Here is a 22,971-nt window from a genome sequence, read left to right on the forward strand (position 1 = left end):
CCAGCCCTAGCCCTGAATCGGCATTGGCCGTAAGCTGCGCGGGCCAAGATGGCCGTTAACTGTGTACACAGAGGTGCCCATGCGAATTCTATTGGTCGAAGACAACCGCGATATCCTGGCCAACCTGGCCGATTACCTGGGGCTCAAGGGCTACACCGTCGATTGTGCCCAGGACGGTTTGTCGGGGTTGCACCTGGCCGCGACCGAACACTACGACCTGATCGTGCTCGACATCATGCTGCCGGGCATCGACGGCTACACCTTGTGCAAGCGCCTGCGCGAAGACGCCCGGCTCGATACGCCAGTGATCATGCTGACCGCTCGGGACCAGTTGGACGACCGGCTGCAGGGTTTCAAGTCCGGGGCCGATGACTACTTGATCAAACCGTTTGCCCTGTCGGAACTGGCGGCGCGGATCGAAGCCGTCATGCGTCGGTCCCAGGGTGGTGGCCGCCGTGCCTTGCAGGTCGGCGACCTGAGCTACGACCTCGATACCCTGGAAGTGACGCGTGAAGGCAAGCTGCTCAAGCTCAACCCCGTAGGCCTCAAGCTGCTGGCGGTACTGATGCAGAAAAGCCCTCACGTGCTGCGCCGCGAAATCCTCGAAGAAGCGTTGTGGGGCGATGATTGTCCGGACAGCGACAGCCTGCGCAGCCACGTCCATCAACTGCGCCAAGTGATCGACAAGCCGTTCGACAAGCCGTTGTTGCACACGGTACACGGCGTCGGCTATCGCTTGGCCGAGGGCCGCGATGGAGTTTAAGCAGAGCCTCGCCCAACGGATCATCATCGCCTTTGCGCTGATGAGCGCATTGGTGGCTGGCGCTTTCGCCATGGGCATCGTGGCAACGGTCCACCTGGTCGAAGAAAAACTGATCTCCGCCGGGCTTGGCGGCGATCTGCAGCGCTTGCTGTTGATGGACAGTGTCTCGGACTGGAACCATCGCCCGGAACCCGACCAGTTGTTTTATTTCAGCGGTGGCCCAGGTGACTTCGAGTTGCCCAAGGACCTGCGCCATCTGGAACGTGGTTTTCATGAGGTGTTTCGCGAGCAGTTGTCATATCACGCCATGGTCGAGATCGTTGATGGCCGGCATTACGTGTTGCTGCAGGACCAGAGCGACTTCGAGGAGCGCGAGCGGGTGCTGTTCGCCGTGGTGCTGGTGGGCTTTGTGCTCAGCCTGGCGCTGGCGGTATTTTTGGGCTGGGTCCTGGCACGCCGGGTGATGGCGCCGGTGGTTCGCCTGGCCCGGCAAGTGCGCCATCGCGACCAGCTCCTGGGCCTGGCTCCGCCGCTGGCCCCGGATTATGCCGCCGATGAAGTGGGTGAACTGGCCGTGGCGTTCGACGCAACACTGGGACGCTTGCGCCAGGCCCTGACCCGCGAACGATTGTTCACCAGCGACGTAAGCCACGAATTGCGCACACCGTTGATGGTCTTGGCGACCTCCTGCGAATTGCTTCTGGAAAACCCGGCACTGGATCTGCGTGGTCGCACCCAGGTCGAGCGCATCAACAGGGCCAGTGAAGAGATGCGCGAACTGGTGCAGACCTTCCTGATGCTCGCCAGGGCACAGCGCGACGACAACGGCATGTCGCCTCGGTCGAACCTTGCACAGGTGGCCGAAAATCTCCTCGGAGTGTGGCGCGACCCTATCGAATCCAAAGGCCTGACGCTGATCTTCGAACCGGGACAAACACTCGACACCTTGTATAACGCCACTTTCCTGACTGCCGTCATGGGCAACCTGCTGCGAAATGCCTTGCACTACACCGACCAGGGGTTCATCCGTCTCTCGTTGTCTGCGACCGGCTTCATGGTCGAGGACAGTGGCGTGGGCATCCCGGAGGAGAAGCGCGAGGCGATGTTCGAGCCATTCGTGCGTGGCAACGAAAAGCGCGGCGAGGGGCTGGGGTTGGGGCTGTCACTGGTGCAACGGATTTGCGAGAACCAGGGCTGGACGGTGAGTCTCAGCACGATGGAACCCAACGGTTGCCGTTTCGAGGTGGAGTTGAATCCGAAGGTATGATCGCTTAGGTTGGAAAAATCCTGTAATGATTCGGTCATGTACATGACAAACTTTTCACAAAGTGACGACCTGACCCTGACATATCAATTCATAAGGTGGGGGCTATTCAGACATGGAGGCCCCCATCAATGCCCGACCCTATCAAACTCGATTTTTCCGAGAAATACGACGAGCAGCACGCCAAGAAGTATTTTCATAAGCATCGAGGCAGCTTGAGTCGCCGTCTTTCCAACCTACGAGACCAGCAGCTGGCCCGGCGCGCATTGGCACTCGTGGGTGATCCAGGCCTGGTATTGGATTTGCCGTGCGGTGCCGGGCGATTCTGGTCCTTGTTGGCCGAAAAACCGAACCGGGTCATCATCGGCGCGGACAATTCCGAGGCCATGCTCAAGACCGCAATGGAGTCTCAACCGGCCGAAGTGGTGAAACGGGTACAACCCTTGCAGACTTCTGCGTTCGACATCGCCTTGCCTGATAACGCCGTCGATAGCATTTTTTGCATGCGCCTGTTGCACCACATCGGTGAACCCGCGCATCGACTGGCGATCCTTAGGGAATTCCAGCGTGTCAGCCGCGACAGCGTGATCGTTTCGTTATGGGTTGATGGCAATTTCAAGGCCTGGAAACGCAAGCGCCAGGAACGCACTCGTGGGCAAAAAGACTACCAGAATCGATTTGTGTTACCGGTTGCTACAGTAGAGGAGGAGTTTCGGCAGGCAGGGTTTCGTATTCAGGAACGACTGGATTTTCTACCGCTCTATGCCATGTGGCGAGTTTATGTATTACGCAAGAGGTAAAGGCATGGGTGTACAGGCAGCAGAACCATCAACGATTCTTCACGACGACTTTGAACATTTCTGGAGTCAGCAGGGTGAGTGGGTGGAAGAACCCAATGTGCGTCGCGGCGGTGAAAGCGGCGTGCAACGGATCAAGAGCAAGGACGGCAAGCTGCTTTATGCCAAGCGTCAGACCGGACATATTTATCGCAGCTGGTTGCACCCGTTCGGTCGACCGACCGTGCTGCGCGAGCAAGACGCACTTCTGGCGTTGACCCGATTGGGTGTTCGCGTCCCCCAGCTCATTTTCTGTGGCGCCCAGCGGGACCCGGTTCACAAGTGGCGTGCGCTGCTGGTGACCCAGGCGCTGGAAGGCTTTGAAGAGATCGAGCACTGGTATGCCGCAGGTGGCCGCGAGCGCCATGGCGAAGCGGTGCACGATCAAATCCTCCTGGGTCTGGCTGAGAATCTTGCGCGCATGCACATGGGGCGTTGGCAACATGGCTGTATCTACATCAAGCACGTCTTTGTGCGAGTGACCGGAGAGGGCGAGGCGGCCAAGGCTGAGGTGGCTTTGCTCGATTTTGAGAAGTGTCGCCAGCGTCTGACGGCCCAACGTGCGGCATCCCATGACCTGAAGCAGTTGCGGCGCCACTCGTCGTTTAGCGACGCTGACTGGAAAAAACTCGTCTACTTTTACGAGGCGGCGTTTGGCAGCGCTATCAAAGGTTTATAGCGATGAAATTAGAAATTGCTAGAGGTTTGTTTTTAGTCGGAGCCCTGGCAGTTGCATCGATGGCGGTGGCTGTGTGGGAACAGCCACGCTCGCAGATCCTCAGTGCTTCCAATGCTGATGCGCATTGTCCTTTGCCGCGCGTGGCAAAGGTCAGCGAGACGATCCGACCGGACAATGACCTGCTGCTGTTCATGTTCAGCCTGTCCCAGGGGATGAGGCCGCAAAGTTGAGAGACATGAAGTGTCTAGTCCTGAAATAGGTTTACACCTGTTTCAGTCTCAAAACGCCCGATGCACCGCATCGGGCGTTTTGTATTTCAGGGACAGATGAGGTCGCTTACGGTTATAGGTTTCTATCGATTCCTCAACCATGCGCTTGGCTTGGGCAAGGTCTTTGGGACGGTGTAAAAGAAATTCTGTTTTCAGAATCCCATTCACTCGTTCCGCTAGAGCATTTTGGTAGCAGTCGTAGCCATCAGTCATCGAACACCTGACGCCATGTTTGGCGTGCAGCTTTTGGTAGAGATCAGAGCAGTATTGCGAGCCCCGATCTGAGTGATGTACCAACGGTTGATTGGTTCTTCGGTGGCGAAGAGCTTTCGTCATCGCCCGGATGACTGACTCGGTATGCAGGCTTTCATGCACGTGATGGCCGACTATTTTGCGCGAGAACGCATCAGTGACCAGACTTACGTAAGCGACGCTTTGCTCGGTCGGTAAGTAGGTTATATCCGCCACCCAGACCTGTTCCGGGCCGGTCGCAGTGACCTGGTCAGGGCCGGGCTTGAGCCGATTCGGATGTCGACGGAAGCGATGATGGCTGTCGGTCGTCTTGTGATAAGCGCGTTTGCGTGGGACCAGTTGTCGATGATCCCGCAAAATATCGAACAACCGATCTCGGCCTACCGTTTGCGTCAGTTCAGGTTCGGATTGCATAAGGCCATGCAGCTTGCGGGTGCCCAACCGGGGCATTTCAAGGCGTGTCTCCAGCACAAACCCCAGCACCTTTTGCGCGTGGCTGGCTTGTGCGTCGTAAGCTCGATTGCGCTTGTAATACGCCTGCCGTGAGATACCCAGAAACTGGCAAGCCCTGGTGACACTCAGGCCTTCGATTTGCCCTTGGGTGAGGACTTGCCGGATCGCTTTTTTACGACAGAAACACCGTAATCGTTCTTTAGTACGTCAACGACAGCTTCAAAAAATTGGGCTTTCTGGTTGGAAAGGGCCAGCTTTTCCTCCAGCTCCTTGATTCGCTGCTCTGGTGTCAGCGGCAAATTTGGCTCGGCCATCGGTCGGTTCCTCTGGGCACGAATGGAGGCGCCTTGGCTCCAGTCCTGCCGTCCATGCTTGCGTAACCACACCAACACAGTCGACCGGCCCTGGATCCCATAACGCCGTTGAGCCTCTTTATAACTCAGTTCGCCCTTTTCAACCTGATCGACGACCGCCAATTTAAAGCTCAGCGTGTAATCACGCTGACTGCGCTTTTTTCCTGAATCCATTGGTTCCCCCTGAGGATAGGTCAGAAGGTGTAAACCTTATTCAGGACGAGACAAAGCCAAAATAAAGGCCTCGCTTGTGCGAGGCCTTTATTTTTTGACTGCAGAAAACCCATTGTGGCGAGGGGATTTATCCCTGTTGGATTGTGGGATCAAAGCTTGCTCGCGAAATAGCCGCCTCGATTACTGGAAGACCGCACCGCCTTTATCGCGGGCTAGCCTTGCTCCCAAAAAAACCTCGCCACAGATGTCCACTTCAAGCCTTGTCTGGCTTGGCCAGCAGCGTGTAGACGCAAGGCAACACGAACAGCGTGAACAAGGTACCAATCGACATCCCGGTGGCGATCACCGTGCCAATGTCGAAGCGGCTCACCGCCCCGGCGCCTGTGGCGAAGATGAGCGGCACCATACCGAACACCATTGCTGCGGTGGTCATCAGTACCGGTCGCAGACGAGTCGACGCGGCTTGTTCCACGGCTTCGCGCGGTGTCAGGTTCTGTTCCCTGCGCAGTTGGTTGGCGAATTCGACAATCAGGATCCCGTGTTTGCTGATCAGTCCAATCAGCGTCACCAGGCCCACCTGGGTGTAGATGTTCATGCTCGACCAGCCGAGGAACAGCGGAATCAAGGCGCCGCAAATCGACAGCGGCACGGTCACCAGGATCACCAGCGGGTCCCGGAAGCTTTCGAACTGCGCGGCCAGTACCAGGAAGATGATCGCCAGTGCCAGGGCAAAGGTCACCCACAACGCGCTGCCTTCCTGTACGAATTGGCGCGAAGCCCCAGCGTAATCGAAGGCGAACCCCACCGGGGCTTCCTCCCGGGCGATCTGGCGGACGGTCTCGATCGCCTCGCCCATGCTCACGATGGGAAAGCCCGAAATGGTCACCGCATTGAGCTGCTGGAACTGGTTCAGTTGTCGCGGTCGCGCCCGGTCGCTGACCTTGATCAGGGTCGAGAGCGGGAGTGATTCACCCTTGGCATTTTTCACGTAGTAGTTGTTCAACCAGTCCGGGTTGTCCCGGAAGGGGCGTTCGACCTGGGCAATGACCTTGTAGCTGCGTCCCTCGAGGGTGAAGCGGTTGATCTCGGCTTCACCCAGCAGTGTCGCCAGGGTACCGCCCAGGTCCTGCATCGAAACGCCCATCTGGGCGGCCTTGGCGCGATCGATATCCACCACGACTTCGGGCTTGTCGAACGCCAGGTCTATGTCCATGAAGGCGAACTTGCCGGATTCCAATGCACGCTTTTTGACCCGGTCGGCAATCTCCAGCAGCGTCGCATAATCCTTCGGCGAGTTGATGACGAACGCAAATGGCAAGCCTTCGCCGGTGCCCGGCAGCGAGGGCAGGTTGAAACCGAAGATCTGCAAGCCAGGCACGCTTTCCAGCTTGGCCTGGACCTCTGGCAGGATTTCCATCTGGGTTCGGCTGCGTTCGTTCCAGGGCTTGAGCAGGAAGCCGCCGATACCCGACTGTACGCCGTTGTAGCCATTGATCTGGAACGAGGAGTAGTACTCCGGGAACTCCTTGAAGATGGTAATGAAGTGATCGGTGTACGTGTTCAGGTAGTCGAGGTTGGTTGGCTGCGGGGCGTTGGCCATCATGAAGATGATGCCCTGGTCTTCGTCGGGGGCCAGTTCGGACTTGGTGAACATGATCAGCACCGGGATCAGCAGCAGGACGATCACGGCGAACACCAGTACCACCGGCCGGGTGTTGAGCGTGCCGTGAAGCATGCGCTGGTAACGACTCTTCAAGCGCTCGAAAACCATGTCCAGCCTATGGGCCAGGCCCGAGGGGTTCTCATCGTGGCGCAGCAGCATGGCGCACATCATCGGTGACAAGGTCAGGGCGACGATGCCGGAGATCACCACCGCCCCGGCCAGGGTCAATGCGAACTCCTTGAACAAAGCACCCGTCAGGCCCTGGAGCAGGCCGATCGGCGCGTACACCGCCGCCAGGGTGATGGTCATCGAGACCACCGGCATGGCGATTTCCCGGGCGCCTTCTATCGCGGCGTCGAGTGGGGTCTTGCCTTCCTCGATGTGCCGGTGAATGTTCTCCACCACCACGATGGCGTCGTCCACCACCAGACCGATGGCGAGCACCATGGCCAGCAGGGTCAGGAGGTTCATCGAGTAGCCCATCAACTGCATGAAGAACATCACGCCGATCATCGACAGCGGGATGGTCACCACCGGGATGACCACCGAACGCAGGGCACCGAGGAACAGGAACACCACGACAATGACGATCAGCACTGCCTCGAACAGGGTTTTCACCACTTCGTCGATGGAGGCCTGGATGAACAGGGTGGCGTCGTAGGCGATCTCGGCCTTGAGGTTGGCCGGGAGCTGGGCCTCCACGTCCGGCATGATCTTGCGCACTTCCTTGATCACATCCAGCGGGTTCGCACCGGGTGTGGCCTTGATCCCGATGTACACCGAGGGCGTGCCACCAAAGGAACTGATGGAGTCGTAGTTCTCGGCGCCCATTTCCACGCGGGCCACATCCCGCAGCAACACGCGGCTGTCGCCGTCGGTCTTGAGCGGGATCGCGCCGAAGGCCTCGGCGGACTTGAGTTCGGTGTTGGCGTTGATGCTGGTGACCACATACTCGCCTTTCACTTCACCGGCGGCGGAGAGGAAGTTGTGCTGGCGCACGGCATTGGTCACGTTGGCGGCAGTCAGGCCGAAGCCGGCGAGCTTGACCGGGTCCAGCCACAGGCGCATGGCGAAGACCTGGTTGCCGAGGATCTCCGCCTCAGCCATGCCTGGCAGGGTCGCCAGTTTGGGCTGGATCACCCGTGACAGGTAGTCGGTGATCTGCGGGTTGTTCAGTTCCTTGCTGAAGAAACTGATGTACATCAGTGCCGAGGCATCGGCGGCCTCGCGGCTGAGGACTGGGTCCTCGGCATCCTGGGGCAGTTGGTTCTTGACCTCGTTGGCCTTGGCCAGCAGTTCGGTAAAGAGCCGGTCGCTGTTGGAGCCGATGCGGGCATAGACCGAAATCACCGAGAAATTCTGGCGGCTGACCGAGGTCATGTAGTCGATGCCCTCGGCACTGGCCAGGCTCTGCTGCATCGGCTGGGTAATGTAGCCCTGGATGGTTTCGGCGTTGGCCCCGGGGTAGGCGGTGGTCACCGTGATCAGGGCGTTCTCCATTTGTGGATACTGACGCAGGGGCAACTTGCTCCAGGCCTGGAAGCCCAGCAGCACGATCAACAGGCTGACCACGGTGGCGAGCACCGGACGGCGGATGAATGGATCGGTAAAAGCCATGGGGGTTCCTTGATCAGTCCACGCGCGGTGGGCTGTTCTGTTCGGTCAGGGTCTTGTCGTCGCTGATGGCGATCGGCGTGCCGTTGTCGAGTTTGAGCTGGCCGGCGATCACGACTTGCTCGCCGCGCTGCACGCCTTTGGTAACCAGCACTTGCCCGTCGCGTCGCTCGCCGGTTTCTACGGAACGCCGTTCAGCGATCAGGAGCGGCTGGCCCTTGTCGTCTTTCTCGACATTGCCGTCGGCGGTTTTCTTTTGGCTCACCACGTACATGGAGTTGCCGTAGAGGGTGTAGGTCACGGCGCTTTCCGGCACGACGATTCCGGCGGCCACTTCCGGCAGGATTACCTGCAGGTTGGCGAACATGCCGGGCAGCAGCTTGCCGTCGGGGTTGGCCAAGGTGGCACGCACCAGCACGTTGCGGGTGCTGTCCTCGACCTTGGGGTTGATCGCGCTGATGGTGGCGACGAAGTTTTGCCCGGGATAGGCCGAGACACTGACGTTGACCGACTGGGTAACGGCGAGCCTGGGCACGGTTTGCTCGGGGACGTAGAAGTCTACGTAAAGGCTGCTGAGGTCCTGCAGGGTGGCGATCACCGTGCCGCTGGCCAGGTAATCGCCAACGTCCACCTGGCGAATGCCGATGGTGCCGCTGAATGGCGCCAGAATCTGTTTTTTGGCCAGCGAAGCCTTGAGCTGGTTGACCGTGGCCTGGTTCTTCTTCAATTGCGCCGAGAGCCGGTCGAATTCACCCTTGGAGATCGCCTGGCTGCCCACCAGTTGTCGGCCGCGCCCGAAATCCAGTTGCGCCAGGCCAAGGTCGGCCTCGGCGGTTTCCAGCAGGGCGCTTTCGACTTCACTGTCCAGTTGCAGGAGCGGCTGGCCGGCCTTGACCTTCTGCCCTGACTGGAATTGCACCTTCTGCACGGTCCCGGCGATTTCCAGGCTCAGGTCCACGCCTTGCAGCGCCTTGAGGCTGCCAACGGTGGGCAGGCGAGCTTGCCAGGGTTGCTGGGCTGCCGTGGCCACGGCCACGCTGACCGGCGGTTTGGGTGCAGAAAACATCTGGATCTGCTGGTAGACGGAGAAGGCCTTGTAGCCGGCGAGCAACAGCACCACCAGCAGGACAACACCCAACATGATCAGCATGCGGCGACGCAGCATGTTCCACTTCCTTGGAAAAGAGCTGAGAGAAAATACAGATAGGCGGGCACATTACTCTGAGTGTGCGGGCTATTCCAGATGTTGGCGGGCCGGTGATGCGTGGGATTTTTCCGAAAAATCAGGGAGCTCGGCACCGAGGTGCTTCGCTCCCTGGCTCAGGCCAGATGCAAATGGTTGTCCCAGAGCCCTGCCGGCAGATCCAGTGGTTTTGCAACCAGTTGTGTCTGCCGGCAATCGTAATAGCGGCAACGCCCTTGGCCCGACGTCACGACAAACCCGTCGGCCACCGCGCCCACGCCGGCACAGTCCGCCAGCGGCGCATCCAGGCGTACTTCGCCACTGTCCAGGTCCCAGATGAAGAAGCGGTTGCCACGAGGAGCGGTCAGGGCCACCAGGCGCAGGTCGCTGTGCACGGCGACGCTGGCGGTGTAGTGCCCCATGGCCTGCAATTGCTCTTCGGGCACCGGGAACGCCTGGAATGGCTGGCCCGGCCGCTTGATCGCCAGAAGTTCCGAGGACTCCTGGGCAGCGCCCATGAACTGCTGGCCGGAGACGATGGTGCCGTCGCTGGCGATGCCCAGGTGGCGCACGCTGTTCATCGACTGGGCGAGGGTTTCCTTGCTCAGCAGGGTGCCATCGCGTTGCATCAGCACCAGGCTTGGCTCCATGGCGTCGAGGTTCATTTCGACCCGGCTTTCGGCCTCGGTGCGAATGCCGCCATTGGCCACCACCAGCGTTTCGCCATCAGGCATCCATGACACCTGGTGCGGCCCGATGCCATGGGTGGACATCTCACCGCTGTGCACCAGTCGCTCGCCTTCGAAACGGTACACGCCCAACAGGCCGCGTCCCGGGTCGGTGGTGTCGTTCTCGGTGGCATACAGCCATTCGCCGCTTTTGTGGATCACCGCATGGCCGTAGAAATGCCGGTTCGGCAACGAAGTGATGGTTTGCAGCAGCGTCCCGTCGCGCAGGTCGATCAGGTAGCTTTCGGTACCTGGACGACGGGCGACGAACAGCGCAATCGGCTGCGTCGGATGATTGATGATGTCATGGCAACGCTGGGCGACCTGGGTGGCGAACACCCGGGTGCCGTCCAGTCGATAGCCGACGGCGTAGTGCTTGCCGTCGCCATCGTCCCGTGCCGAAAGCAAGAGTGGGTGCTTGTCCTTTTGCTTGAACAGCGTCCAGCCGCCCAGGGTGACGGCGCCGAGCAGCAAGCTGCCCAGTGCCAGAACCTGACGTCGAAACATGATCAGTCACCGTCGTTGGCATTGAAGCCCAGTTGAATGCCCAGCGCCTTGGCCAGTTCGCCTTCGTGCAGGCGATGGACGACGTTGAGGCTGTCATACAAATCGTTGAGTTGCTGGCGCCCGGCATCGTCGTTGAGCATTTCGGTCAACGAGCGCTGGCTGCTGGCGAACAGTTTCAACGAGGCATCGTAGGCGGCATCGATCTTGTCGGCCAGGGGCTTCTGGTCGCTTGGCAACAGCCCGCGCAGGCCCTTGTTGTCCACGCCTGCCCAGACGGTCCTGGCCGCACTCAGGCTGGCCTCCAGGCCTTGCAACGACGACTGGCTGCGCCAGGCATCGGCCTGGAACGGCTGTGGCACGCCTTTGCTCTGGCGGCCCATCGGAGTGCCGAGTTTTTTCTTCAGCGTATCCAGGGCGGTGACCTGGACCCGCAGCAGGTCGGCGATGGCCTCGTGGGAATCAGCGTAGCGCTGGTTGGGGAATTTGCTCATCTGGGCGAGCATGCCGTCGTTGGTGTTCCAGCGCGACAGGATCTCTTCGGCCAGTTGTTTCTGGCGTTCACCAATGGCGGTGAGCAGCGGGCAATACTTGGCTTTTTGCGCGCTGTCGGCCATGTCGATCTTGGCGTCGAACAGCAGGTATTCATAGGCCGAGAGGCCCTGGACCACGACGCTGGACTTGGCCAGGCCGGCGGCGTCGATCTGTGGCTCGCTGTTGACCAATTGCTCGACCTGACGGCCCACCAGGTTTTTCTTGTCCGGCCAGAACTGCACCTGCCAGGCGCGGTTGCCCTCGGCCAGCGGACCGATCAGCAGCGGTTGCAGTTCGGCCCAGGCTTTTTGCGCCTTGAGGAAATCGGCGCGGGCGGTTTCCAGGTTTTCCTTGCCTTGGCAGAACGCCAGGGCGCTGGTTGCCAGTTGCCGGTCGGCATCGACCCAGCGGCTGTAGGTCGGCAGGATCACTTGCTTGGCGATGGCGGCCGAGGTGACCGCTTGCGGGTCCTGGGGCGAACAGGCACCGAGGGCGATGGCGGCGAGGCTGGTGAACAACAGCTTGGGACGGAACATGTCGTGCTCCCACTTCTGGAAAAGGCGTTTAAAGGGAATTCAGGAAGGCTAGCAACGCAGCGCGCTGCTCGGCATTGAACGCTAAAACCTGGCGCTGCGCTGCTTGTGCTTCGCCGCCATGCCACAGCACGGCTTCGAGCAGGTTGCGGGCCCGACCGTCATGCAGGAACTGGGTGTGGCCGTTGACGGTTTCGGTCAGGCCGATGCCCCACAGCGGCGGGGTTCGCCAGTCACGGCCGCTGGCCTTGAATTCGCTGCGGTTGTCCGCCAGGCCTTCGCCCATGTCGTGCAACAGCAGGTCGGTGTAGGGGCGGATGACCTGGTTCGCCAACTCCGGTTCGGCAGCGTTGGCGGCGGTGGTGTATTTCGGTGTGTGGCAAGACTGGCAACCGGCCTGGAAAAACAGATTCTTGCCCGCCAACACCTGGGGCGAATTCACCTCGCGCCGGGCCGGTACGGCGAGGTTGCGGCTATAGAACAGCACCAGTCGCAGGATGTTGTCGCTGACTTCCGGTTCGCCATCGGGGCCATTTCCGCTGGGCGCGCGCTTGCAGTCGACCTGGGTCTGGGTGCAATCGTCGAAGGGCCGCAGGCTTGTGGTCAGGCCCATGTCGCCGGAGAACGCGTGGACGTTCTGCTGGTTGAGGTTGGGCTGTCCGGCCTTCCAGCCGAACCGTCCCAGGACGGTTTTTTGCTGGGCATCGTCCCAAACCTGGTTGGGACGCCCGGCGATGCCGTTTTTCTCCCGGGCCTGGGCTTCGGCGTTCGCCAGGATGGCTTCGTCGGGGATGGCCTCGAGCAGCCCCAGGCCGATCATCGGCGGGGCGACGCGGGCGGAAAAACGCGTGTCCGGGTGCATCGGTCCATAGGCCAGTTGGGTGATCTGCAGGTCCGGCTTGCGCAGTTCCACGATGGTGCCGTCCTGGAAGCGTAGCGGAACCGGCGTGTAATCGACCCGCACCTTGCCTTCCGGAGCGACGCCGGGCACGGACATGTCCTGCAATTGCCCACCGTAAACCGGTTCCGGTACCACCCCGAGTTGCTCGATGACCTTGGCGTAAGGCGGCGCGTCGGGGATCGACAGGCGCACCAGCATCGATACCGCGCTGGTCGCGTCCGGCGTTGGCGGGTGGCCGCGACCGTCCTTGATGTGGCAGTTCTGGCAGGCGTTGGTGTTGAACAAGGGCCCGAGGCCGTCGCGGGCAGTGGTGGTCGAGGGGGCAATCACCCAGGGGCTGCGGAAGAAACTGTTGCCGACGCTGAAATCCACACGCCGCGAGGGCGACAGGTTGGCCGAGGGCAGGGAAAAGGCGTTCTGATCCGTCTTGCGTACCGTCGCGGCACCACCGGAACGGGCTTCACCCGGTTCGGCCTGGGTAAAACGCGGGGCATCATCGCAGGCGCCCAGGCCCAGGGCCATGAACAGCGCACATAAACGAAGAGGCAACGACGGCATCGGGTGTCCTGGGAGATGAGTGAAAACGAGGGCGCAAAGTCTAACAGGGCGAGGCGGTTTGAATAAGAGGGATTATCGTTTGGTTTTTGAGCAGCACTTTATCCAGATTACCAGGGCGCTTTTCTAAGGCTTGGCTCCAGCGTCCAGTCATTCTCTCCCTAACCGTTCGTCGGCGATCGGCTCTGACCTGTCAATCCTGACAGTAGCCAGCGTCCCCTACCTGAAGTCTCATGGCTCCATGCCGAAAAGCCGCGCGCCCTCCGTTTGTCAGGAACCGTCATGGACATTCAATCCCCTGCCTTGAACGAACTATTCGATCTGATTCCCGTGATCATCATGGGGTGGGTGACGCCAGTTAAACCGGCCGGCATTGCGGATGGCGGTATCCCCAAGAGCCTTTACGACGATCAGCCCAGAGGACTGAGATGTCTGATCGACCCGTGGAGCGAACTCCAGCGAGTTTCCTGGACAATGGCTGTGGATGATCGAGCTGATTTATACGTCAATGACGATCCCTTTCCGGTGTCTGGCAAAGATGTAGGGCCCGGAGAAGAACAGCTGCGCATGGAGTTGTATGTGCCCCATGGGCGGTTGTTGCATGGCATCAACCGGTTGCATTACAAGGTAACCCGTCCCAGTCAAAACGGTGAATCATCCAGGGACCTGCACGTGCTTTATCACTTACGGGCACCGGGTGAGCCGGCGCCCCAAGGCCTGGATCTGGTGATCCCGTCGGATGTGCTCCGTGATGGGGTCAGCGCCGAGCGGGCGGCGCAGGGTGTGGCGTTTGGTTTTACCTATTCCAATCCGCGAGATTACGACAGCATCAGGTTTTTAGTGGGCGATGTGACCGTTCCAGTTGACGGATTTGATGCCTCCAGACCGGTGACGCATACGCTGTTTACCGACACATTCAGACAGGCAGGGGACAACCCCAATACAGCGCTCCAGTTCACGGTGACTGACCAGTTGGGCAACTCCAACCAGTCGTCGATCAAGTACTTGGATATCCATTTGGACCGCGTGCTGATTGCTCCTACTCTTACCAATGTCAAGGATTCCACCGGCCAGGAGATTCCTGACAGAGGCGAAACAACCAGCACCACCTTGGCGCTGTCGGGTCAGGCAAGTAATGGCAAGGAAATCGAGGTCTACGACGGCAGCGGAGCCAGTGCCGTCCCTAAGGGCAAAGCGCTTGCCGATGCGACAACTGGCCTATGGACCAAAGAAATTACCGTCCCGGTCGGTGCTCGCCGCCTGTATGCAAAGTCGCTCTACCACCCTACGAACATATATTCGAACGTACGCACCCTGACCGTGATGCCTGAACCCCTAAGCATCGATACCAGCGACGCCATTCTCGACCAGTTAATGTTTAGAGCCGATAAGTTTCCTGATCGTCCGCCAGTAGGGGCGTTCGTAGAGCGGATACCGTCGGGAGGTGTGCCTCCCTATATCTATACTTCCAGCGACCCAGAGGTGGCAGAGCTTTTTTCATCATCAGAACCGCGGGTTGTATCGAAGCGCTCAGGGACCGCTACGATAACCGTTGGAGATCAAATGGGTGCACGCGTGTCTTACCGAGTCATTACTTCCAAGGTTTGGCTGCTGTTTGACTTAGGCAAAGACAATGATTGGCAGACATATTGGAATTGCTCGGGGGCTGCGTGGACCGCCGGAGGGGGCATCCCTGACCTGGTGACTTGGGGAGCACTTCGAACCATCCATGACGGCGACCCAGGTTTGGGTGACTCGCGTGCATGGACTTCGGACCAAGGTCCTGGTGAAAGGACTGTTTATACAATCAACCCCAAGACAGGACTCCGAGAGTTACTGTCCCAGGATAGCGACTATGCAAGGGGATGGATGATCAAAGAGGTATGACCTTTCCTTGGCATTGATGCGACGAGACTGGCAACGCTGTGCAACAGGTAAACCCTGCCAGCCAGTTTGCTGCTGCTGCGCAGCCGAGCGGGAGCAAGCAAGCTCCCTTGCCACGGGGGGGTTAAGGTTGGACGACAGCCCCCGGCACCAACGGCAGCTCCAGCGTTGCGATGAACCCGCCGCCAGGATGATTGCCCAGCACCAGCGTGCCGCCATGGCGTTCGGCGGCGCGGCGTGCGATGGCCAGGCCCAGGCCATGGCCGGCGGCGGTCTGGCCGGGCGCGCGGTAGAACGGCTCGCCCAATTGCCCCAGGTGTTCGGCCTCCACGCCTGGCCCGTGGTCGCGCACGCTGATCAGGATCCGGTCGCCCTGGTGCGCCGCGCGCATCTCGATGGGTTGCCCGGCCGGATTGAAGCGCTGGGCGTTGCGCAGCAGGTTGTCCACCGCTCGCTCGATCATGGTCGGCCAGCCCTTGAGGGTCAGGTCCGCCTCGGTTTCGAGTTGCACGGTTTGTTCCGGTGAGGCCAGTTGCGCATCTTTTTGCAGGGTGACCAGCAAGCCGTTGAGTTCCACCTCTTCGGCGCTGGCGTTGTCGGCATCGACCCGGGCCAGCACCAGGATTTCACTGATCAGCGCTTCCAGGCGATCGCATTCGCGGGTCAGGCGTGGCCAGAGCCTTTCACGTTCCTCGGGGCTGGCCCGTTCAGCCAATGCCAAGGCAATGCGCAGCCGGGCCAGGGGCGAGCGCAGTTCGTGGGACACGTCGCGCAGCAGTTGTCGCTGGCTGGTGATCAAGCTTTGCAGGCGCGCGCCCATGCGGTTGAAGTCAGTGGCCAGTACGCCGAACTCATCCCGCCGGTTGGCCAGCTTGGCGAGGCTGTTCTGCTGATAGGCGGCCTGGCCCAGGTCATGCACCGCACCACGCAGGCGACTCAGCGGACGGGTGATGGAAAGCGTCACCAACAGGCTGAACAACGTCAGCACCACCAGCGCGATCCCCAGCGCACTGAGGGGCCAGAGCAGGCTGTCGCGGTGCCAGGCGTCCAGTTCGGGATGGGGAATGCGGTAGATGAACAGATACGTGTCACTGGTTTTGGCGCTGGTGAATTCGTCGGTCAGTCGCCGCCAGGGCAGGCGTCGCTCGTTGTTGTTCTGCCGAGCTTCGAAGGCCGCGGCGCGATGGGGGAAGGTGCCGCGCACCACCGGGTCGCCGCTTTCGTTGAACACCTGGACGTCGATGTGATACTGGCGCTTGCGCTGTTGCAGGATGTCCTGGGCGGCGTCCTCGCCCTGACTTTCGTAGGTTTGCGTCCACTCTTCGGGCAGGGTATTGAGACCCGGGTGGCGGCTGAGGATCCAGGCGTCCTGATTGAGCATGTGGCCCATCAGGATCGAAAGCCCTGCAACCAGGGCGATGGCCAGCCAGAAACTGGCCAGGATGCGCCAGAACAATGAACGCACGGTAAATCCTCGAAAACAAAGAAAGCCCAACGGCGATTTGCCGTTGGGCTGGGGGCGTCAATGCATTATTGCGCTTTTTGCGGCTGTTGCGCTTTCCAGGCCTTGAACTCAGCCCACTCGGCGCGACGCTCGGCCTGTTTCTTCTGGATCGCGTCGAACTCTTTCTGCTGCTCAGGCTTCAACAGCCCGCGGATCTGGGCATCGACCTTCTGATGCCGGGCCTCCATTTCGTCCTGCATGGCTTTCTGGTCGGCTGGCGACAGCTTGGCCAGGTACTTGTCTACCAGTTCGCGTTGTTCGTGGCGCTGTTCGCCCATGATCCGGCGAATCTGCTGGCGCTGTTCGCGGCTCAGGTCCAGGTCGCTGAAGGGACCTTTGTCATGCATCATGCCGCCGTGGCGCGGGCCATCCATCGGACCCATCGGGCCGGCGTCTCCAGGCATGGCCATGGCGACGGTCGGCAGGGCAGCAGCGAACATCAGAGCGATAAGGGTCTTGCGCATGGTGTGTCTCCTTGTCTCGTTCCCGGTCAGTTCCGGATGAGTGCAGATTACGGAGATCAAGGTCAGCGGCGGTCAGGGGTGGGTAAAGCTTGGGTAAAGACGGTTTGGTGCGGACCTGACAAATCTGCAGGGCCGGACACAAAGCCCTGTGGGAGCTAGGCTTGCCCGCGATGAAGATAACGCGGTCTCCGAGGGAACCCAGGCGCCTGCATCGCGAGCAAGCTTTGCTCCCACAGCCCCGCGGCGCAGTGTTCAGAGGCTGTAGTAGTAACCACGGCTACGCAGCGCCACGATGCGCGGGCGGCCGTCGGGGTGGGGGCCGATTTTCTTGCGCAGGTTGCTCACGTGCATGTCGAGGCTGCGGTCGTACAGGGTCAGCTTGCGGCCCAGGGCGATCTGCGCCAGTTCCTGCTTGTCCAGCGGCTCGCCCGGCTGCTTGAGCAACGCTTCGAGCAGGCGGCTTTCGGAAACGGTGAGGGTTTGTTCCTGTTCATCGATGCTGACCACGCCGCGCACCGGGCTGAAAGTCAGGTCACCCAGTTCGATCTGGCTGGACACGGCCGTCGGGTGGCTGCGGCGCAGCACGGCGCGCAGGCGGGCGGTCAGTTCACGTGGGTCGCAGGGCTTGGCCAGGTAGTCATCGGCGCCCAGTTCCAGGCCGAGGATACGGTCCAGCGGTTCACCCCGGGCCGACAGCATCAGCACCGGCAGCTCCGGGTGATCGCTGCGCAATTGCTTGAGCAGTTCCAGGCCACTGCCGTCGGGCAGCATCACGTCCAGTACCACGGCTGCCGGGGCGGTTTCGGCCAGGGCCTTGCGGGCACTTTGGCCATCGTGACAGGCCCGGACCTGAAAACCTTCCTGGCTCAACCAGCTTACAAGGAGCTCGCACAGCTCCTGGTCATCGTCTATCAGTAACAGCTCGCTCATGACTCACTCAATTTAGCCATTGCCGACGTTGTCTACGTCCACCGCTGGCAAAGATACCGCACAGCAGGGCCAATAGCGCTACCCCGGCACCGATGACAAACCATTGCTGTTGATCGGTCAACAGGCGTGGCAGGGGGCTGGCCTGGGCTTCCTTGAGTTGCAGCTTCAGGCGTTGGTTCTCCTGGCGCAACCGGCCCAGCAATGCGCTCTCGCGCTCGGTGTCGGCGCTTTGCAATTGCTTGCTCAGTTCTTCGCGCTGGCGTTCGCTGTCTTTCAAGCGTTGCTGCAGTTCGGCGATCTGGCCGCCGGCACTCAGGGACAAAGGCGTCGAATGACTGCCCTCGGTGCTCTCCTCGCCATGGGCGGGAGCCCCGATCGCCAACGTGACCAATAACAGGCACAACGGACCTTTGCGCATTGCAACTCCTGAATTCCAATCGAGATTAGACAGGTTGTCGGCAGGCAAATGAGAAAGATGAGCAACTGGGGGCAATGAGCCGTGAAGGCTCATCGCGCCAGGGGCATTTACGGCATGACTTGCTTGAATGGCTTGACCACGACATTGGCATAGACACCGGCCGCAACGAACGGGTCGGCCTCGGCCCATTGTTTCGCCGCGGCCAGGGAGTCGAATTCGACCACCATCAGGCTGCCGCTGAAACCTGCGGCGCCCGGGTCATTGCTGTCCACCGCCGGATGCGGGCCGGCCAGCACTACGCGGCCTTCGTCCTGGAGTTTTTGCAGGCGCTCCAGGTGCGCGGGACGAGCGGCCTGGCGTTTTTCCAGGGAGTTGGCGACGTCGGTAGCAATGATTGCGTAGAGCATGTCAGTCCTCGGTTTTTGGCGTGGTGGGGTCGGCATCATGCAGATGACGGGACAGGTAGATACCCTGGCCAATCAGGAACAACAGCGTCATGCCCAGGCTACCGAAGACCTTGAAGTCGACCCAGTACTCCTGGAACGTGAACGCAACGAACAGGTTGGCGGCACCGCAGAACAGGAAGAAGGCGATCCAGGCGATGTTCAACCGGGTCCAGATCAGTTCCGGCAGGTTGATGGCATGGCCCATGATGCGCTTGATCAGCAAGCGGTCACCGATGAAGTGGCTGCCTATGAAGGCCAGGGCGAACAGCCAGTTGACCACCGGGGCCTTCCACTTGAGGAAGGTTTCGCTGTGGAAGGCCAGGGTCAGGCTGCCGAACACGAGGCAGGCGATCAGGGTCAGCCACTGGCTCTTCTCCAGCTTGCGCTGGGACACGAAGAGTGCGCCGTAGACCACCAGGGAGCTGATGATCAGCACTGCGGTGGCGCTGTAAATACCGCCTACAGTCAAGGAATGACCGGCGAAGTCGACGGCCCGGGGATCAAGTTTGTAGACGATGAAAAACAGCAGGAGCGGGATGAAGTCGATGAATTGTTTCACAGTGGCAGCCAGAAGCAGGATGTGGCGGCATAATAACAAACATCCTTGGCCGCGATAGGGCCAGCTGATTTGAGGTAACAAACTCTCGTGAATGTTGATTTGCACTGCCATAGCACGGCCTCCGATGGCGCCCTGGCGCCTGCGGTTCTGGTGGCGCGGGCGTTCGAGCACGGCGTGCGAGTCCTGGCCCTGACCGATCACGACACCCTCGAGGGCCTCGACGAGGCCCGCAGCGCCGCCACGGCGCTGGGCATGCAGCTGGTCAATGGGGTCGAGTTGTCGTGTACCTGGGGCGGGGCGACCATTCATGTGCTGGGCTATGGTTTCGATGTGAATGCGCCCGCTTTGGTCCAGGCCATCGCACAGCTGCGCGACGGGCGCTGGCTGCGTTCCGAAGAGATCAGCCGCAAGCTGGCCCTCAAGGGCATGCCCGGTGCGCTGGACGGCGCCCGGCAGATCCAGCAGGAACTGGGCGACAGCGGCAACGCACCGGCCCGCCCACATTTTGCCGATTGGATGGTGCGCGAAGGGTTCGTCAAGGACCGGGCCGAAGCGTTTCGCAAATGGCTGGGGGCCGGCAAGCTGGGGGACGTCAAGCAGCACTGGCCGACGCTGGAAGAAACCGTCGAGACCCTGCGGGCCGCTGGCGCATGGGTCAGCCTGGCACATCCATGGCATTATGACTTCACTCGCAGCAAGCGCCGTCGCCTAGTCGCCGACTATATTCAAGCGGGGGGCCATGCCATTGAGGTGGTCAACGGCCATCAGCCTGCCGAGCAGGTCGGCAGCCTGGCGATACTGGCCCGTGAGTTCGGCCTGCTGGTCACCGCCGGCAGTGATTTCCATGGCCCTGGGGGCTGGTCCGAGATTGGCGAATACCGCCCGTTGCCGGAAGATCTGCCACCACTATGGTGTAGATTCAAACATGATCCCGTTACCGCCGCCGTCTGAACAGGTAGAACACGTGAGTCAATTTTTCCAGATTCATCCGGAAAACCCGCAAGCGCGCCTGATCAAACAGGCCGTGGAAATCATTCGTGGCGGTGGCGTGGTGGTCTATCCCACCGACTCGTCCTACGCCATCGGTTGCCAGATCGGCGACAAGAATGCCGTGGAGCGGGTACGACGCCTGCGTCAACTGGACGACAAGCACAACTTCGCGCTCATCTGCAGCGATCTGTCGCAGTTGGGCCTGTTCGCCAAGATCGACACCGGCACCTTCCGCCTGCTCAAGGCGCATTTGCCGGGGCCATACACCTTTATTCTCAATGCCACGCGGGAAGTCCCGCGGCTGTTGCTGCACCCGAAAAAACGCACCATCGGCCTGCGGGTGCCGAGCCATCCCATTGCCCTGGCGCTGCTGGCGGAACTGGGTGAGCCGCTGATGAGCGTGACGCTGATCATGCCCGGCGAGAGCGAGCCGTTGACCGATCCCTATGAAATGCGCCAGATCCTCGAGCATCAGGTGGACCTGATCATCGACGGCGGTTTCGGCGGCATGTCGGCGTCCACGGTGATCAACCTGGCCGATGGCGAGCCCCAGGTGGTGCGTGTCGGTTGTGGCGATCCGACGCCGTTCATGGTCGAGGCCTGAATGTCCGCCGTGGAAACCGCCGTGGACCGTACAGACAGCCAGGCCGGCGCGCAGCAGGAGCTGCCGTTCGCCATGGTCTATGGCCAGGCGGTCATGGAAATGCCTCTGGACCTGTACATTCCGCCAGATGCGCTGGAAGTGTTCCTCGAGGCCTTCGAGGGGCCGCTTGACCTGCTGCTGTACCTGATCCGCAAACAGAACATCAACATCCTCGACATCCCGGTGGCGGAAATCACCCGCCAGTACATGGGCTACGTCGAGTTGATGCAGTCGGTGCGCCTGGAACTGGCGGCCGAGTACCTGGTGATGGCGGCCATGCTGGCCGAGATCAAGTCGCGGATGCTGCTGCCGCGCTCGGCAGAGGTCGAAGCGGAAGAAGACGACCCGCGGGCCGAACTGATCCGCCGCTTGCAGGAGTACGAACGCTTCAAGGTCGCAGCCGAAGGCCTCGATGGATTGAACCGGGTCGGGCGCGACGTGGTGGTGCCCAAGCTCGATGCCCCCGAGGCGCGGGCGCGCAAGTTGCTGCCGGATGTGAGCCTGGAAGAGTTGCTGATGTCCATGGCCGAGGTCCTGCGCCGGGGCGATATGTTTGAAAGTCACCAGGTCAGCCGCGAAGCGCTGTCCACCCGCGAGCGCATGAGCGATGTGCTGGAGCGGCTCAAGGGCGGCGGCTTCGTGCCGTTCGTCGAGCTGTTCACCGCCGAGGAGGGGCGCTTGGGTGTCGTTGTGACGTTTATGGCGGTCCTGGAATTGGTCAAGGAATCCTTGGTCGAGCTGGTGCAGAATGAGCCGTTCGCAGCGATCCACGTGCGGGCACGAGCCGAATAACGAGCAAATCAATGAATCTGACTGAACCCCGCGAGCTGGCCCCCTTGCTTGAAGCTTTCCTGTTGGCCTCGGGAAAGCCGCAATCGATGGAGCGCCTGTTCGAACTCTTCGAAGAAGGCGAACGACCTGAGCCGGCCGTATTCAAGAAAGCCCTGACGCTGTTGGGCAAATCCTGCGAGGGGCGGGCCTTCGAGCTCAAGGAAGTGGCGTCCGGTTATCGCCTGCAGATCCGCGAGAAGTTCGCGCCATGGGTCGGGCGCCTGTGGGAGGAGCGGCCGCAGCGCTACTCCCGCGCCATGCTCGAAACCATGGCATTGATTGCCTATCGCCAACCGATCACCCGTGGCGAGATCGAAGATGTGCGCGGCGTGGCGGTCAACAGCCATATCGTCAAGACGCTGTTGGAGCGCGAGTGGATCCGTGTCGTCGGCTATCGAGATGTGCCGGGCAAACCGGCGATGTTCGCCACCACCAAGGCCTTTCTCGATCACTTCAACCTGAAGAACCTCGATGATTTGCCGCCACTGGCCGAACTGCGGGAGCTGGAACCCGAGCCTATGCTGGAGTTCGACGACGCCCCGGTGCCCCAGGGCCTGCAGGAACTGGCCGACGCCAGTGCCGAGCCCGAGGAGCCGAAGGAAGAGACCAGTTTCCACTCGTTGTTGCTGGAGCTGGACACCATGGAGGAGGGCTTGAAGACCGATTTCGACGACCTGCTGCGTGAGGGGCCGGGGCCAGAAAGCGAGACAGATGAGTTGCCGGAGCCTGACAGCGAGGCGGAACCAGAGCCAGAGCCAGAAGCGGAACCGGAACCGGAAGAAGACATCCTCGGCGTTGCCCAAGCCCGGGAAAAGCTGCTGGCCGCCGTCGCCGCCCTCCAGCTGCCGGAACCCGAACTGAGTGATGAAGAAGCCGAAGCCCGCGCCTTGGCCGAAGCGATCGAGAACGAACGGCGACAGTTCGACGACTGATCCGATTTTTTGGTGATTGGACCTCCGCTATCGCGAGCAAGCTCGCTCCCACAGTGGATCTGCGGCGGTCACAGGAACCCGGTGCATCCCAATCCCTGTGGGAGCGAGCTTG

General features: G+C 60.8%; 22 protein-coding genes. 10 read left to right on the forward strand and 12 right to left on the reverse strand.

Translation table 11 applies throughout. The features are described from left to right. Positions 1–79 precede the first annotated feature (79 nt). The 5 genes from colR (at position 80) to AB4O22_RS03055 (ending at position 3,772) form a co-directional block, all read left to right on the forward strand. Positions 80–763 carry a two-component system response regulator ColR gene (colR, locus tag AB4O22_RS03035; RefSeq protein ID WP_003204909.1) on the forward strand — a complete coding sequence of 228 codons (684 nt, stop codon included), beginning with the start codon at positions 80–82 and terminating at the stop codon, positions 761–763. Continuing rightward, entirely contained in the window at positions 753–2,030 is a 1,278-nt protein-coding gene (locus AB4O22_RS03040) for a sensor histidine kinase (protein ID WP_223527869.1), read from the forward strand. Before colR ends, AB4O22_RS03040 begins: the two co-directional genes overlap by 11 nt. Positions 2,031–2,158: 128 nt before the next feature. Next, the gene (locus AB4O22_RS03045) at positions 2,159–2,827 is read left to right on the forward strand and encodes a class I SAM-dependent methyltransferase (RefSeq protein WP_223472690.1); all 669 of its coding nucleotides are present in this window, start codon (positions 2,159–2,161) and stop codon (positions 2,825–2,827) included. Positions 2,828–2,831: 4 nt separating this feature from the next. Continuing rightward, positions 2,832–3,542 carry a lipopolysaccharide kinase InaA family protein gene (locus AB4O22_RS03050; RefSeq protein ID WP_223472689.1) on the forward strand — a complete coding sequence of 237 codons (711 nt, stop codon included), beginning with the start codon at positions 2,832–2,834 and terminating at the stop codon, positions 3,540–3,542. 2 nt (positions 3,543–3,544) lie between these two features. Beyond that, positions 3,545–3,772 (forward strand): hypothetical protein, encoded by a 228-nt coding sequence (locus AB4O22_RS03055; RefSeq protein WP_013694093.1) that lies wholly within the window; start codon positions 3,545–3,547, stop codon positions 3,770–3,772. 48 nt (positions 3,773–3,820) lie between these two features. Here AB4O22_RS03055 and AB4O22_RS03060 read toward each other — a convergent pair. From AB4O22_RS03060 to AB4O22_RS03085, 6 genes are all read right to left on the reverse strand, one after another. After that, positions 3,821–5,043, reverse strand: a protein-coding gene (locus tag AB4O22_RS03060; protein ID WP_460095854.1) for an IS3 family transposase whose coding sequence is annotated in 2 segments (ribosomal slippage) — positions 3,821–4,692 and positions 4,692–5,043 — 1,224 coding nt in all. Because the reading frame shifts where the segments join, the coding sequence is not laid out codon by codon here. A 253-nt stretch (positions 5,044–5,296) separates the two neighbouring features. Next, a complete protein-coding gene (locus AB4O22_RS03065; protein ID WP_460095855.1) occupies positions 5,297–8,323 on the reverse strand; it encodes a multidrug efflux RND transporter permease subunit in 3,027 nt (1,008 codons plus the stop codon). A gap of 13 nt (positions 8,324–8,336) precedes the next feature. Next, on the reverse strand, positions 8,337–9,485 hold the full coding sequence (locus AB4O22_RS03070; RefSeq protein ID WP_043042805.1) for an efflux RND transporter periplasmic adaptor subunit: 1,149 nt from the start codon (positions 9,483–9,485) through the stop codon (positions 8,337–8,339). Between the two features lie 155 nt (positions 9,486–9,640). Then, positions 9,641–10,738, reverse strand: coding sequence for a DUF1513 domain-containing protein (locus tag AB4O22_RS03075; RefSeq protein WP_223472687.1), 1,098 nt, complete (start codon positions 10,736–10,738; stop codon positions 9,641–9,643). A gap of 2 nt (positions 10,739–10,740) precedes the next feature. After that, positions 10,741–11,805, reverse strand: coding sequence for an imelysin family protein (locus AB4O22_RS03080; protein WP_003204891.1), 1,065 nt, complete (start codon positions 11,803–11,805; stop codon positions 10,741–10,743). A gap of 28 nt (positions 11,806–11,833) precedes the next feature. Beyond that, the gene (locus AB4O22_RS03085; RefSeq protein ID WP_223472686.1) at positions 11,834–13,261 is read right to left on the reverse strand and encodes a di-heme oxidoreductase family protein; all 1,428 of its coding nucleotides are present in this window, start codon (positions 13,259–13,261) and stop codon (positions 11,834–11,836) included. Between the two features lie 279 nt (positions 13,262–13,540). Between AB4O22_RS03085 and AB4O22_RS03090 the strand changes: the two genes are divergently transcribed. Further along, a complete protein-coding gene (locus AB4O22_RS03090; protein WP_460095856.1) occupies positions 13,541–15,145 on the forward strand; it encodes a hypothetical protein in 1,605 nt (534 codons plus the stop codon). A gap of 121 nt (positions 15,146–15,266) precedes the next feature. Here the strand turns inward: AB4O22_RS03090 and AB4O22_RS03095 are convergent, their stop codons facing one another. The 6 genes from AB4O22_RS03095 to AB4O22_RS03120 form a co-directional block, all read right to left on the reverse strand. Then, positions 15,267–16,607: a sensor histidine kinase gene (locus AB4O22_RS03095; RefSeq protein WP_460095857.1), complete on the reverse strand. Its 1,341-nt coding sequence runs from the start codon at positions 16,605–16,607 to the stop codon at positions 15,267–15,269. 65 nt (positions 16,608–16,672) lie between these two features. Further along, positions 16,673–17,110, reverse strand: coding sequence for a Spy/CpxP family protein refolding chaperone (locus AB4O22_RS03100; RefSeq protein WP_027911855.1), 438 nt, complete (start codon positions 17,108–17,110; stop codon positions 16,673–16,675). A 252-nt stretch (positions 17,111–17,362) separates the two neighbouring features. After that, positions 17,363–18,040 (reverse strand): response regulator transcription factor, encoded by a 678-nt coding sequence (locus AB4O22_RS03105; protein ID WP_003204879.1) that lies wholly within the window; start codon positions 18,038–18,040, stop codon positions 17,363–17,365. A 7-nt stretch (positions 18,041–18,047) separates the two neighbouring features. Continuing rightward, entirely contained in the window at positions 18,048–18,458 is a 411-nt protein-coding gene (locus AB4O22_RS03110; protein ID WP_028237363.1) for a translation initiation factor 2, read from the reverse strand. Between the two features lie 107 nt (positions 18,459–18,565). Then, complete coding sequence (locus AB4O22_RS03115) at positions 18,566–18,865, reverse strand: YciI family protein (RefSeq protein ID WP_460095858.1); 300 nt, start codon at positions 18,863–18,865, stop codon at positions 18,566–18,568. Between the two features lies 1 nt (position 18,866). Next, complete coding sequence (locus AB4O22_RS03120) at positions 18,867–19,463, reverse strand: septation protein A (protein ID WP_003204874.1); 597 nt, start codon at positions 19,461–19,463, stop codon at positions 18,867–18,869. 87 nt (positions 19,464–19,550) lie between these two features. On the opposite strand from AB4O22_RS03120, the gene AB4O22_RS03125 reads away from it, so the two are divergent. The 4 genes from AB4O22_RS03125 (at position 19,551) to scpB (ending at position 22,859) form a co-directional block, all read left to right on the forward strand. After that, complete coding sequence (locus tag AB4O22_RS03125) at positions 19,551–20,414, forward strand: PHP domain-containing protein (RefSeq protein WP_003204872.1); 864 nt, start codon at positions 19,551–19,553, stop codon at positions 20,412–20,414. Positions 20,415–20,427: 13 nt separating this feature from the next. Next, positions 20,428–21,057, forward strand: a complete 630-nt coding sequence (locus AB4O22_RS03130; RefSeq protein WP_003204870.1) for an L-threonylcarbamoyladenylate synthase — start codon at positions 20,428–20,430, stop codon at positions 21,055–21,057. Positions 21,058–21,189: 132 nt separating this feature from the next. After that, a complete protein-coding gene (locus AB4O22_RS03135; protein ID WP_165826070.1) occupies positions 21,190–21,888 on the forward strand; it encodes a segregation and condensation protein A in 699 nt (232 codons plus the stop codon). Between the two features lie 11 nt (positions 21,889–21,899). Further along, positions 21,900–22,859, forward strand: coding sequence for an SMC-Scp complex subunit ScpB (gene scpB, locus AB4O22_RS03140; protein ID WP_003204867.1), 960 nt, complete (start codon positions 21,900–21,902; stop codon positions 22,857–22,859). Positions 22,860–22,971 lie beyond the last annotated feature (112 nt).

The organism is Pseudomonas sp. S3_B11, from assembly GCF_054667715.1.